Annotated in this window: 10 protein-coding genes and 2 pseudogenes; 4 read left to right on the plus strand and 8 right to left on the minus strand. The window is 74.7% G+C overall.

Annotated elements, in window-relative coordinates; all coding sequences use genetic code 11:
- Positions 1-92 precede the first annotated feature (92 nt).
- The 5 genes from RWE79_RS04545 to RWE79_RS04565 form a co-directional block, all read right to left on the minus strand.
- Positions 93-1,091, minus strand: coding sequence for a Rieske (2Fe-2S) protein (locus RWE79_RS04545; protein ID WP_475938703.1), 999 nt, complete (start codon positions 1,089-1,091; stop codon positions 93-95).
- Positions 1,088-2,077 carry a phytoene/squalene synthase family protein gene (locus tag RWE79_RS04550; protein ID WP_475938704.1) on the minus strand — a complete coding sequence of 330 codons (990 nt, stop codon included), beginning with the start codon at positions 2,075-2,077 and terminating at the stop codon, positions 1,088-1,090. The genes RWE79_RS04545 and RWE79_RS04550 overlap by 4 nt, the downstream gene beginning before the upstream one ends.
- The gene (locus RWE79_RS04555; protein WP_475938705.1) at positions 2,074-3,645 is read right to left on the minus strand and encodes a phytoene desaturase; all 1,572 of its coding nucleotides are present in this window, start codon (positions 3,643-3,645) and stop codon (positions 2,074-2,076) included. Before RWE79_RS04555 ends, RWE79_RS04550 begins: the two co-directional genes overlap by 4 nt.
- The gene (locus RWE79_RS04560) at positions 3,642-4,919 is read right to left on the minus strand and encodes a polyprenyl synthetase family protein (protein ID WP_475938706.1); all 1,278 of its coding nucleotides are present in this window, start codon (positions 4,917-4,919) and stop codon (positions 3,642-3,644) included. The genes RWE79_RS04555 and RWE79_RS04560 overlap by 4 nt, the downstream gene beginning before the upstream one ends.
- A 134-nt stretch (positions 4,920-5,053) precedes the next feature.
- Positions 5,054-6,883 carry a RecQ family ATP-dependent DNA helicase gene (locus RWE79_RS04565; RefSeq protein WP_475938707.1) on the minus strand — a complete coding sequence of 610 codons (1,830 nt, stop codon included), beginning with the start codon at positions 6,881-6,883 and terminating at the stop codon, positions 5,054-5,056.
- A gap of 295 nt (positions 6,884-7,178) precedes the next feature.
- Between RWE79_RS04565 and RWE79_RS04570 the strand changes: the two genes are divergently transcribed.
- The gene (locus RWE79_RS04570; RefSeq protein WP_475938708.1) at positions 7,179-7,571 is read left to right on the plus strand and encodes a hypothetical protein; all 393 of its coding nucleotides are present in this window, start codon (positions 7,179-7,181) and stop codon (positions 7,569-7,571) included.
- A 67-nt stretch (positions 7,572-7,638) separates the two neighbouring features.
- A complete protein-coding gene (locus tag RWE79_RS04575; RefSeq protein ID WP_475938709.1) occupies positions 7,639-9,378 on the plus strand; it encodes a pyruvate dehydrogenase in 1,740 nt (579 codons plus the stop codon).
- 8 nt (positions 9,379-9,386) lie between these two features.
- Here the strand turns inward: RWE79_RS04575 and RWE79_RS04580 are convergent, their stop codons facing one another.
- From RWE79_RS04580 to RWE79_RS04590, 3 genes and pseudogenes are all read right to left on the minus strand, one after another.
- On the minus strand, positions 9,387-10,043 hold the full coding sequence (locus RWE79_RS04580; protein ID WP_475938710.1) for a DUF4232 domain-containing protein: 657 nt from the start codon (positions 10,041-10,043) through the stop codon (positions 9,387-9,389).
- Between the two features lie 177 nt (positions 10,044-10,220).
- Positions 10,221-11,480: pseudogene (locus RWE79_RS04585) on the minus strand (cation:proton antiporter).
- A gap of 2 nt (positions 11,481-11,482) precedes the next feature.
- Positions 11,483-11,952 (minus strand): annotated as a pseudogene (locus RWE79_RS04590) (cation:proton antiporter regulatory subunit).
- A 214-nt stretch (positions 11,953-12,166) separates the two neighbouring features.
- On the opposite strand from RWE79_RS04590, the gene RWE79_RS04595 reads away from it, so the two are divergent.
- Both RWE79_RS04595 and RWE79_RS04600 read left to right on the plus strand, forming a co-directional pair.
- Entirely contained in the window at positions 12,167-12,355 is a 189-nt protein-coding gene (locus RWE79_RS04595) for a hypothetical protein (RefSeq protein WP_475938711.1), read from the plus strand.
- Between the two features lie 56 nt (positions 12,356-12,411).
- Complete coding sequence (locus tag RWE79_RS04600) at positions 12,412-12,633, plus strand: hypothetical protein (RefSeq protein WP_475938712.1); 222 nt, start codon at positions 12,412-12,414, stop codon at positions 12,631-12,633.
- The last annotated feature ends 14 nt before the right edge of the window (positions 12,634-12,647 follow it).

The raw sequence follows: 12,647 nt of genomic DNA on the forward strand, positions 1-12,647 counted from the left end.
GCGCACAGCGCGCGGCGCACGCCAGGACGTCCCGCGCCACCGACGGCCACGGACCCGCGCCGGAGCCCAACGCCTGCGGCCCGCGCCGACGCTCACACCGAGCCGGGGAAACGGCCTGCCGCGCGCAGCGCCCAGCGGCGTTCGGCGTAGGCCAGGTCGTCGCGCCAGAGGCGGCCGGCGGCGGCGCGCATCAGGGGGCGCAGCAGGGGGGCGGCGGCACGGGCGGCGGCGAAGCCGGGACGGTCGGAGGCGGCGAGGACGGCCTCGGTGACGGCGGTGCGCGGACGGCCGTCCCGGCCTGGGCCCAGGGGGGTCGCGTGCGTCTCGACGGCCGACCCCTCGCCCTCGCCCCCGGTGATGTGCATGACGACCGTACGGGGTTCCGGGGCGGTGAAGACGGCCCGTACCGGTACCACCGCCCGCCCGGCGACCTTGAACGAGACATCGACGGTGAGGGCGTCGCCGTCCCGGTCGAGGACGGTGAGGTCGACGAAGGAGTAGGGGTGGAGCCAGGCCCCGTGCCAGGGGTCGAGGCGGTTGGCGACGATGTCGTCCGGCTCGCAGACGCCGACTCCGGCGTAGACCGCGCCGACGGCCCCGGTGAGGGCGGGGCGGGCCGGCAGCACGGGCCGCTCCAGCGGCTGCTCGCCGCCGACGGTGTCGAGCCGGACCCAGGCCAGTACGCCGTCGTCGTACGCCGGAAAGGGTTCCCAGCCGGCGAACGGGGTGCCGTCCAGGGCCAGTCCGTGCCAGTGGCAGATCAGGGTGCCGCAGCGTACGGGGCTGTCGCGCAGCGGCGCCCCGAGGTGGGGGCAGGCGCCGGGGCCGGCGACCAGTCGGCCGGCGGCGTCGCGCCAGGCGACGACCTCGGCACCGGCGACGGTACGGCCGAAGGGCCGCCCGGGGCGGATGTCGCGGGCGGCGCCGATGACGTACCAGTTGCCGGACGGCCGGGCGAGGGCCCGCTTGAGTGCGCCCTCGATCAGGGCCGGCCGGGCGTCGCGCCAGCTGGGGCGCCGCTGGTCCCGGGCGGCGGCGGCGCGGCGCAGCCGCAGCGGGTAGCGCCCGCGCCGCGGGGGTCCGCCGGTCATGCCGCCTCCCCCTGCTCGCCGCGGGTGGCCGGTACGGGCTGCCGGACCGACCGGGCCGTCCGGCAGCGGGCGGCGGTGACCCGGGCCAGGCCGTCGAGGGCCACGGCGGCACGGCGGCGGCGCGGGACGACCGCGCGGCGGTGCAGCACCGCGTACCCGTCGTCGGCGACGGCGTCCAGGATGCCGCCGTACAGGACCAGGGCGGTACGGATGCAGGGCCGGGCGACCGGGTCGAGCATCGGCAGGCCGGGGATCGCCTGCCGGTACACGTCCCGGACCAGGGCGGCGGTGGCGCTCAGGGCCGAGGTGATCCGGCCGTCACGGCGGCCGGTGGTGCGGCTCCAGTGCAGCAGTTCCCGGTCCACGCCGTGCCCGGCGAGCAGGTCGGCGGGCAGGTAGACGCGGCCCCGGTCGAGGTCCTCGCCGACGTCGCGCAGGAAGTTGGTGAGCTGGAAGGCGACACCGAGGGCGGCGGCGTGCGGCGCGGCCCGCTCGCGGGGGACGACGGTGCCGAGCACCGGCAGCATCTGGAGGCCGATGACGGCCGCCGAGCCGTGCATGTAGCCGTACAGGTCGTCGTAGCGGGGGTAGTCGGTGACTTCCAGGTCGCTGCGCATGGAGGCCATGAAGTCGGTGAAGTGCCGGTGGCTGATCCGGTATCGGGCGGCGGTGTGGCTGAGCGCCCGGATCACCGGGTCCGGGCTGTCGCCGCCGTGGAGCCCGTGTTCCAGGCGCTGTTGGAGGATGCCGAGGGCGATGGCGCGTTCCGCGGGGCCCGCGTCGCTGTCGAGGTCGTCGACGATCTCGTCGGCCAGCCGGGCGAAGCCGTAGAGGGCGTGCACGGCCGGGCGGCGGGCGGCCGGGAGCAGCCGGGTGGCCAGGAAGTAGGTCCTGCCGTGCCGGGCGTTGAGCCGGCGGCACCGGGTGTAGGCGTCGCGCAGGACGGGGTCGGTGATACCGGCGGCGTCGAGTTCGCGATCGGTCATACGGAGGGACCTTTCTGTGCCGGACGGGCGGCCGGACGAGCGACCGGGCCGGGCGCCTGGCGGGCGGTGAGCGGGCGGCGGGGGCGGGGGCCGGGGCCGGTGATGCGGGCCGCCGCGAGCTTTCCGGAGATCAGGACGGTCGGCACGCCGACACCCGGTGTGGTGCCGCAGCCGGCGAGTACGGCGTTGGCGGTGCCGCCGACCAGGTTGCGGGGACGGAACGGTCCGGTCTGGGGGAAGGTGTGGGCGGCGGAGAACGGGGTGCCGGCCGCGTGCCCCTCGGCCGTCCAGTCCACGGGGGTGACCAGGCGTTCCTGTTCGATGGCGGCGCCGATGCCGTCGAGCCCGCGGCGCTGGAGTTCGGCGAGCAGACTGTCGCGGTAGCGCGGTGCGAGGTCCTGCCAGTCGGCGGTGCCGGGTCCGATGTCGGTGTTGGGGCAGGGCGCGAGGACGTAGTGCAGATGCCGGCCGGGCGGGGCGAGTGCGGGATCGGTGGCGGTGGGGCGGGTGATGAGCAGCGACGGGTCGCTCATCAGGACTCCGGTGCGGGTCAGTTCGCGGAACGTACCCGCCCAGGCGCCGCCGAAGGAGATGGTGTGGTGGGCCAGTCCCGGCCAGGTGCGGTCGGTGCCGGCGTGCAGGATCACCGCGGAGGGCGAGTGCCGCAGCCGGACCGGCCGGCGGGGGGTGCGGCCCAGCAGCCGGTAGGCGACGGGCAGGTCGGGGGTGAGCACCACGGCGTCGCAGGGGATGCGGCCGTGGTCGGTGACCACCGCCGTGACGCGGTCGCCGGAGCGTTCCAGCCGGGTGACGTCGTGGCCGTACCGCAGGTCGGCGCCGGCCGCGCCCGCGACGTCGGACATGGCCTGGGGCAGGGCGTGCATCCCGCCGCGCGGGAAGTACACACCGGCGACGGTGTCCATGTAGGCGATCACGGCGTACGCGGCCAGGGCGCGGGCCGGCGGTACGCCCACGTACAGCGCCTGGAAGGAGAAGACCCGGCGCAGCCGCTCGTCGGACAGGAAGCGGCCGATCCGGGCGTCGAGCCGGCCGAATCCGCCCAGGGCGGCCAGCCGGGCCAGGTCGGGGGTGAGCAGCTGCAGCGGCGAGTCGAAGTTGGCGTCGATGAAACGGCGCATCTGCACGGCGTAGAGCTCGGTGAGCCAGGCCCGCAGTCCGCGGTAGCCCTGGGCCTCGCGGGGGCCGGCGAAGCGGCGCACCTCGGCTTCCATGGCGTCGGCGGCGGTGTGTACGTCGAGCGCGCTGCCGTCGGCGAACCGGGCCCGGTAGGCGGGGTGGAGCGGCACCAGGTCCACATGGTCGGCCAGCCGGGTGCCGACCGCCGCGAAGGCCTCGTCGGCGAGGTCGGGCATGGTCAGCACGGTCGGGCCGGTGTCGATGCGGTAGCCGCCGAGTTCCGCACGGCCGGCCCGGCCGCCGGGGAGGTCCGCGCGTTCGACGACGGTGACCCGGCGCCCGGCGCCCAGCAGGTGCAGGGCGGCGGACAGGCCGGCCAGTCCGGCGCCGACGACCACCACATGGTCGGTGCGGCCGCTCACGGTCCTCATCGGCTGCTCCCCGGGGTGGTGGCGCCGACGGTCTCGGGGACCTCGGCGGCGGAGTGGAACAGTGCCCGGAGCCGGACGCGGGCCGCCGGGTCGAGGGCTGCCGTGGCCAGGTGACGGTCGGCCAGGACGACGAGGCGTTCGACGGTGACCTCGGCCATGGCGCGGGCTCCGGTCGACTCCAGGATCTCCCGCACCCGGTCCAGGTCGGCGTCGGTGGCCCGGGGGTCGCCCAGGACCCGGTCCAGGACGCGCGGGGCGTGCCGGTCGCCCCCTGCCTCGGCGCGGCGGCGGGCGACGGCGACGAGATACGTGGGCTTGCCGTCGCGCAGGTCGTCCCCGGAGGGTTTCCCGGTCCGCCGGGGGTCGCCGAACACCCCGTGCAGGTCGTCGCGGAGCTGGAAGGCGATGCCGGCCCGGCGGCCCGCCCGTGACAGCGCGGCGGTGACCGCCTCGTCCGCCCCGGCCAGGGCGGCGCCCAGGACGAGCGGGCGTTCGACGGTGTACAGCGCGCTCTTGAGGCAGGCGGCCCGGATCGCGCGGGCCGTCGACCGGGCCCCGGTGGCCTGGCCGTGCAGGTCGAGGTACTGGCCGGCGACCATCTCGGTGCGCATGGCCCGCCAGACGCCGAGCATCCGGGCCCGGGTCCCGGGCGGGACGTCGACGGCGGCGACGATGTCGTCGGCCCACGCCAGGGCCAGGTCGCCGGCCAGGATGGCGGCGGCGGTCGCGAACGGCCCGGCCGCCGCCGGGGGTACGGTGCCGGCGTACTGGGCGGCGAGCTGGGAGTGCACGGCGGGGCCGCCCCTGCGCAGCGGGGAGCCGTCCATCACGTCGTCGTGGACCAGTGCGCAGGTCTGGATGAGTTCGAGGGCGCACGCGGTGCGCAGCGCGGCGTCGGTGCGGGCCGGGTCCTCCCCCGCGCAGCAGGCCCGCAGCGCCCACCACAGGAACTGGGACCGCACGCGCTTGCCGCCGGTGCGGGTGAAGCGCGAGACGCGGTGGGCGATGTCCCGGGCGAAGGTGCGGTCGGTGGCCGTGGCCTCGTCCGTACGCCCGCGCAGCACCGTCTCCAGCATGCGGCCGACGGCGCCCGGCACGTCGGCGTCGATGTCCTCGGCGGCCGGGCCCGGGGGCCTGACGGGCCGGGCGGGGGCGAGGGTGAGGGTGACGGCGGCGAGCGGCCGCACGGCCCCGGCACGACCCGGCCGGGGGTCGTGGCTCGCGCGGGGCCGGGCGCCACGGGACGCCGGCCCTTCCGCGCTGATCTGGCCCATCACGGTCCCCTTCCCCTCGGTCTCACGCCTCGGCCGGCAAGCGACATCCTCCTCATTCCGTTCCACCGCCCTGTACGGATGCAGCGTTCCTGCGGGCGTGTCCGCTCAAATGGCCCGGCCGGCGGGGCGGCCGGTCAGCGTGGCGCGGGGGCGAGCAGGGCCTTGTCCATGACCAGCGGAAGGGACAGCGTGCGGTAGCCGACGGAGTCGAACAGGACGGTGATCCGCTCGGCCTCCTCGCTGAGCACCTCACCGGTGCCCCAGCGCGGGTGGGTGACCCGGGTGCCCGGCGGGAAGGGGTGGCCGCCCCGGGTGGAGGGCGCGGAGCCGGGGTCCGGTGCGGGACCGGGGACCTGGGCCGACCGGCTCCCGTCAGGGCTCCCGGCACGGCCCCCGGCTCCGCGCCCGGCTCCGCGCCCGGTGCGGCTCCTGTCACGGCCCCCGGAACGGCCCCCTGCACGGTCACCGTTACGGTCACCGTTACGGTCACCGGCGGCGCCGCCCCGGCGGGCGGGGGCGTCCGGCTGCGCTTCGCAGCGGTCGCAGTTGCCGCACGGGGTGGGGACCCGTTCGCCGAAGTAGCCGAGCAGGAAGCGGCGGCGGCAGCCGGTGGTCTCGGCCAGGCCGCGCATCATGTCGACCCGGGAGCGTTCCAGGCTCTCGTGGGCGGTGGCGATCTCCATCGCCTCCCGCGCGGCCTGCCTGGGTTCGTGGCCGGGTACGGCGTCGACCATGCCGGTACTGGTGCTGACGGCCCCTGCCTGCTCCAGCAGATTGAGCACGGCGGTCAGCCGGGTGGCGGACAGCCCTGTCTGCCCCTGGAGTTCGGCCGCCTCCATCGGGCCGTCGTGGGCGTGGACGCGGCGTGCCACGTCCAGCACGGTGTCGGGGTCCGGGCGGCCCGAGGAGAAGAACTTCCGCAGCCCCAGGTCCTGGGTGCGGTAGTGCAGGACCGCCCTGGCGGCGGCGCCGTCGCGGCCGGCCCGGCCGATCTCCTGGTAGTAGGCGTCCAGCGATCCCGGTATCGAGGCGTGCAGCACGAACCGTACGTCGGGCTTGTCGATGCCCATGCCGAACGCTGAGGTCGCCACGACCACGTCGAGTTCCCCGGCCAGGAAGCGGTCGTGGACCGAGGAGCGGTCGGCGGTTCGCAGCCCGGCGTGATAGGCGGCGGCGTCCAGGCCCAGTTCGTCCAGTTCGGCGGCGTAGCGTTCGGCGTCCTTGCGGGTGGCGGCGTAGACGATGCCGGGTTTGGGCTCGGCCGCCGCGCGCTCCACCACGGCCCGCCGCTTCGCGGCGTCGTCGAGGAAGTGGGTGACCTCCAGGTGGATGTTGGGCCGGTCGAAGCCCGCCACCACCTGCCGCACCCGGCGCATGCCGAGCCGCTCGATGATGTCCGCGCGTACCGGGCCCGCCGCGCCGGCGGTCAGCGCCAGGATCGGCGGGCGTCCGATGCTCTCGGCCGCCTGACGGAGCCTGAGGTAGTCGGGCCGGAAGTCGTGTCCCCACGAGGAGACGCAGTGTGCCTCGTCGACGACGAACAACGACGGGGCCAGCGCGGCCAGCCGCTCCAGGACGTCGGGCTTGGCGAGTTGTTCCGGGGTCACGAACAGCACTCGTACGCCGCCGCCGCTGACGCTCTCCCAGGCCTCTTCGTTGTGCCGGTCGCTCATCGAGGAGTTGATGGCGACCGCGCTCCGGCCGCCCTGCCGCAGCAGCCCTGCCACCTGGTCGCGCTGGAGCGCGATCAGCGGCGACACCACCAGCGTCGGCCCCGGCAGCAGCACGCTGGGCACCTGGTAGACGGCCGACTTGCCGGCCCCGGTGGGCATCATGGCCACCGTGTCCCGGCCGGCCATGACCGCCTTCATGGCGGTGAGCTGACCGGGCCGCAGCCGGTCCCACCCGAAGATCTGCCGCGCGGCTCTGCGCAGACGGCGGCCGGTGAACACGCTGACGGTCATGGGACTCCTGGCGGGGAAACGTCTGCCTCCGGCCGCCACGCGGTCGCGTGGGGCCGGACCGGACGGCGTACGGTCCGGCCCCCGTCCGGTACCCCTCCCGGCGCCGGGCATGACTGTCCGGGCCGGCCAACACGACGGCCGACACGACTGGCAGCGCGACTGGCAGCGCGACGGGGCACCCGGCAGGGCGTACGACGGGCAACACGCCGCCGGATCACGGGGGTCACCCGGCCGTGACGGGGTACTCGCAGTGCCTCGCGACCTTCGCGGGAAGACCAGCACCTGGAGGTTCCGGATGACCACCCGCACCGCCGAGGATTTCGAGACCCTCTGGCAGTTCATCGCCGACCGCTGCTCCGACACCGGGGTGAGCGCCCGGATCGCCCGTACGGTCATGGCCGACCGCGAGACGGGGATCACCACCAGTGGCGTACCGGAGTTGCGCGAGCCCCTTGAGGACTATCTCCACGAGGTGAGCCCGGCCCGCACCACGTCCCAGGTGACCGCCCTGGAGGGCCTCGCCCGCCATGTGGCCGTCTACGGCGCCGCGGCGGCGGCCCGGGACGACAGCACGGAGAGCGAGCACGCCTATCTCTGCCTGACCGAGACCGCCCGCCTGTGGTCCGGACACGCCGGTTTCCGTCCGCAGTGGGCCGGGGCCGAGCAGACGGCCGGCAGCACCGCCTGACGGGGCGTCGGACCGGCGGTCCGTGTTGCTGCCCCGCGCTTCGCGACGGTCGGCATATCGTGACGCAATGGCGAAACAGACCGTTGCCGAACAGTATGTGGACCTCGTTGCCCGCGCCGGGGTGAGAAGAATCTACGGTGTGGTGGGCGACAGCCTCAATCCCGTGGTGGACGCCGTGCGGCGGCACACCGACGTGGAGTGGGTGCAGGTACGGCACGAGGAGGCGGCCGCGTTCGCGGCCAGTGCCGAGGCCCAGCTGACGGGACGGCTGGCGGCGTGTGCCGGGTCCTGCGGGCCGGGCAACCTGCATCTGATCAACGGCCTGTTCGACGCGCACCGGTCGATGGCCCCGGTGCTGGCCCTCGCCGCGCAGATCCCCAGCGGTGAGATCGGCAGCGGCTTCTTCCAGGAGACGCACCCCGAGCGGCTGTTCACCGAGTGCAGCCACTACTGCGAACTCATCGCCTCCCCGCACCAGATGCCCCGGGTGGTGCAGACGGCCATCCGGCACGCCGTCGGCCGGCAGGGCGTGTCGGTGGTGGCGCTGCCCGGCGATGTCGCGGGCCAGGAGGCGCCGCAGGCCGCCGGGCATCCGACGCCCCTGGACCGGCCGGTCGTGCGGCCCGGTGACGAGGACGTCGCCCGGCTGGCGGAGCTGATCGACGGTGCCGAACGCGTGACGCTGTTCTGCGGGCGGGGCGCGGCCGACGCGCACCGGGAGGTCATGGAGCTCGCGGAGCGGCTCAAGTCCCCGGTGGGGCACGCGCTGCGCGGCAAGGAACACATCCAGTACGACAATCCGTACGACGTCGGGATGTCGGGGCTGCTGGGCTACGGCGCCGCGTACGAGGCGATGCACGAGTGCGATCTGCTGATCCTGCTGGGCACCGACTTCCCGTACGGCGCCTTCCTTCCCGACGACGTCAGGACTGTGCAGGTCGACATCCAGCCGGAGCGGCTGGGGCGCAGGACCGGGCTGGAGCTCGCGGTGTGGGGGGATGTGCGCGAGACGCTGCGCTGTCTTCTCCCCCTGGTGCGGGAGAAGAGCTCGCGGGCGTTCCTGGACCGGATGCTGGCCCGGCATCTGGCCGCCCTCGAAGGGGTGGTCGGCGCCTACACCCGCGATGTGGAGAAGCACACCCCGATCCATCCCGAGTACGTGGCCTCGGTGCTGGACGAGGAGGCCGCGGACGACGCGGTCTTCACCGTCGACACCGGCATGTGCAATGTGTGGGCGGCCCGCTATCTGACGCCCAACGGCCGGCGGCGCGTCATCGGTTCCTTCGTGCACGGCTCGATGGCCAACGCCCTGCCGCAGGCCATCGGCGCGCAGTTCCTGGACCGCGGGCGCCAGGTGGTGTCGATGTCGGGTGACGGCGGGTTCTCGATGCTGATGGGTGACTTCCTGACCCTGGTCCAGTACGGGCTGCCGGTGAAGGTCGTGCTGTTCAACAACTCCTCGCTGGGCATGGTGGACCTGGAGATGATGGTCGACGGGCTGCAGCCGCACGGCACCGGCTACGCGCACACGGACTACGCGGCCATCGCCACCGCCGCCGGCGCCCTGGGCATCCGGGTGGAGAAGCCGCAGGAGGTGCGCACCGCGCTGCGGGAGGCGTTCCGGCACGACGGCCCGGCGCTGGTGGACATGGTCACCGACCCCAACGCGCTGTCCATCCCGCCGCGGATCACCGCCGACCAGATCACCGGGTTCGCGCTGTCGGCGACGCGTACGGTGCTCAACGGGGGTGTCGGCAGGATGGTGCAACTGGCCCGCTCCAACCTGCGCAACATCCCCCGCCCGTAGAGCGTCGGTCAGTTGGGCTTCCTGGCGATGAGGGCGGTGACGGTGACGGTGTCGTCGCACTCGGCGAACTGCCCGTCGTCCAGGGCTGTCTGGTGCTTTCCGGCGCCGGGCAGCCCGATCACCATGGTGGGGTAGACCACCGGTGCCGAACCGGAGACGCAGTATCCGTCGCCCTCGCCCTGGACCTGGACGAAGGTGAGCTTGACCCAGGCCCGGCCGCCGTGTGCCAGCCGGACCGTGGAGGCGGTGCCGGTGTGCCGTACATGCAGCGGGACGTTGAGCTGGGGGGCGCCGTTGCCCGCCCCGGCGACGGTGGGGAATCCCTTCACGGTGCAGGCGGTCCTGCCGGTGTTGGTGAAGGACACGATCGCGGCCCCGGTACCCGTGCCGCTGGGACGGTGGGGGGCCTGGTGCGCCGCCGAGACCCTCAGCACGGAAGCGGTGCAGCGGTGTGCCGAGGTGGAGCGGGCGGGAGCGGCCGGAGCGGCGGAACCGGCTCCCGAGGGGCTGCCGCTCACCGGGGCCGACACGCCCGGCGCCCGCGAGGGGGCGGCCGGGGCGTCGGAGCCGTCGGCGGCGGTCGGAGTGCAGCCGATGAGCACGGCGGCGACGGCCGGAACCAGGGCCGTCGCCGTCACGGCGCGGTGGATGGTGCGGTGGTGCATGGGTACCCCTCACGTACACGGCCGGCTGTCACCGGCATTCGGGGCAGAACACACCATCTCCCCCGCTTCCGGTTCCTTCGGCTACGAAGTGTAGCGAAGTGGTGACGAAAGCGGTTCAATTCGGTCGCGCTGTGGGTAACCGGCGCGGGCGGCAGCACCGTAACGGCGGGACCGCCCTCATGCGTTGCCGCCCCCTGACCCGCACCCTGACCCGCCGCCCGACCCGCCCGACCCGCCCGACCCGACGGGCACCCCGGGTTCCGCCCGCACCTCCCCCGCGGGCACCCCGGGGGAGGCCGAGGGGGCCCGGCGCAGCGCCCGCAGGGCCGGGCCGACCTCGGGCTCGGCGTACCGGGCCGCGAGCGGGCCGACGATCACCAGGATCAGGACGTACGCGGTCACCAGGGGCCCGATGAGGGGCTGGGTGCCGGCGGCCGGCCCGGCGATGACGATGGAGAACTCGCCCCGGGCGACCAGGGTTCCGCCGGCCCTGAGCCGTCCGGGCGTACCGACGCCGGCCCGGCGGGCGGCGTACCAGCCGGTGAGGATCTTGGTGGCGGTGGTGACCGCCGCGAGCGCCAGGGCCGGCAGCAGCAGCGGCGGGATGTCGGCGGGGTAGGTGGACAGCCCGACAGGTCCCGCAGCGGGGTCAGCGGCCGTCGCGCCCCCTCGGCCACCTCGCCGGACAGGGCGATGCCGACCAGGAAGGCCCCAACGGCGGCGGAGACCTGGAGTTCCTGGGCGATCCCGGCGACCAGCAGGGTCAGCCCGAGCACCACCAGCAGCAGCATCTCGGGGTTGTCGGAGGAGACCGGGCGGCTGATCAGCCGGCCGTGCCGCAGCGCCAGGTACAGCACGGCGCCCACGGTGCCCAGCGCGATCAGCAGCGTCACGCTGCCGCCGGGGCCGGCCCGGCCCGGCCAGTGCGGCGGTGAGCGGCGGCAGACAGGCGGCCATGGACAGGTCCTCGATGACGAGGATGCCCAGGATCACCGGTGTCTCACGGTTGCCGAGGCGGCCGAGGTCGGTGAGCACTTTGGCGATCACGCCGGAGGAGGAGACTTAGGTGACCCCGGCCAGGACGACGGCGGCCACCGGCCCCCAGCCGGGGAGCAGCGCGGCGGCGGCTCCCGGCAGTGCGTCGAGGAGGAAGTCCACGGCGCCGGAGGGGTACTGGGTCCTGAGGCTGGTGACGAGTTCGGAGGCGCTGTACTCCGGGCCGAGGAGGAGGAGCAGCAGGATCACGCCGATCTCGGCGCCCACCGCGACGAAGTCCTCGCCGGCGTCGAGCGGGAGCAGTCCGCCGTGTCCGAAGGCGGGTCCGGCCGGCAGGTAGAGCGGGATCGGGGACAGTCCGACGCGGCCGGCGAGCGGCCGATCAGGCCGAGTGCGAGGATGACGGCGCCGAGTTCTATGCATCGTGGTGCTGTCGTGCATGCTCACTCCGCCGCGACGATGGCGGCGAGCGCGTCGACGCCCTCGCGGGTGCCGACGGCCACCAGGGTGTCGCCGACGGCCAGCCGGAAGTCGGGGCCGGGTGAGGGGTGTGCGCCGGTGCGGCGCAGCACGGCGACGATGGAGGCGCCGGTGCGCGTACGGGCCCTGGTGTCGCCCAGCACCCGGGCGCCGTACGGCGAGCGGGTGCTGACGGGGATGTGCTCGGTGACCAGGTCCAGTCCGTCGGTGCGGACCGCGTCGATCGGCGCCGGGTCGATGAGGGTGGCCAGGGTGGCGGCCTCGTCCGACTCCAGTGGGATGGAGATCTCGCAGGCGTCCGGATCGTCGGCGTGGCAGAAGCCGATGAAGCGTCTGCCGTCCTGGTGGACGACGACCGAGATGCGCCGTCCGGTATGCGTGGTGATGTCGTACCGGGTGCCCACCCTGGCAGGGTGGTGCGCCGCCTGCCCATGATTGCCTCCCCATCACAAGGGCCTGACCTGCGACTTTGCCCTAACATTACCTTTGGCCGGGGTGAGGCCGGGCCGACCGGGCCGGAGCGCTCCCACGGGCGCCCGGGTTCGCTCCGCTCCCGGCGCCCGGAGCGGAGTGAACCGGCCCTGCGGGGGCACCCGGTGGGCGTGAGGGCGCGACCCCGCGCCCCAGGAGACGCTGGGAGTCAACCGATGCTGGCCATTGTTGCGGCCGTCGTATTCGCGATCGCGTTCATCATCAACGCCACCGACACCGCGACCGAGGCGGTGTTCACCCCCACCAGCCTGCTGCTGGTCGGGCTGACGCTGCTCGCCGCGCACCTCGGCGGCCTCGGCACCAGCTCCGGCTGGTCCGGCTACCGGCGCGGCCGCCGCCGGTAGGCGCCGGTAGGCGCCGGCCGTCCCCGATCCGCGGCACACCCCCCGAGGGAGCAGTTATGACGGACAGTCAGCAGCACGAACCGCAACGGCCCGCCATGCCGCACCCGGGGTTCTCCAGCCCCGGGTTCTCCTCCCCCGGCGGCGGCGAGGACCCCGCGGTGCCGCCCGCCCCGGCGATCCCGGAGTACGAGATCCCCGAGTACCGGGTGCCGGAGTTCCAGGCACCGGAATTCCAGGGCCCGGGCTACGAGCGCCCGGCCGGGCACCCGGCACCGTAATCGCGGCCGGGTCC

It is taken from the genome of Streptomyces sp. RLA131 (assembly GCF_056270125.1).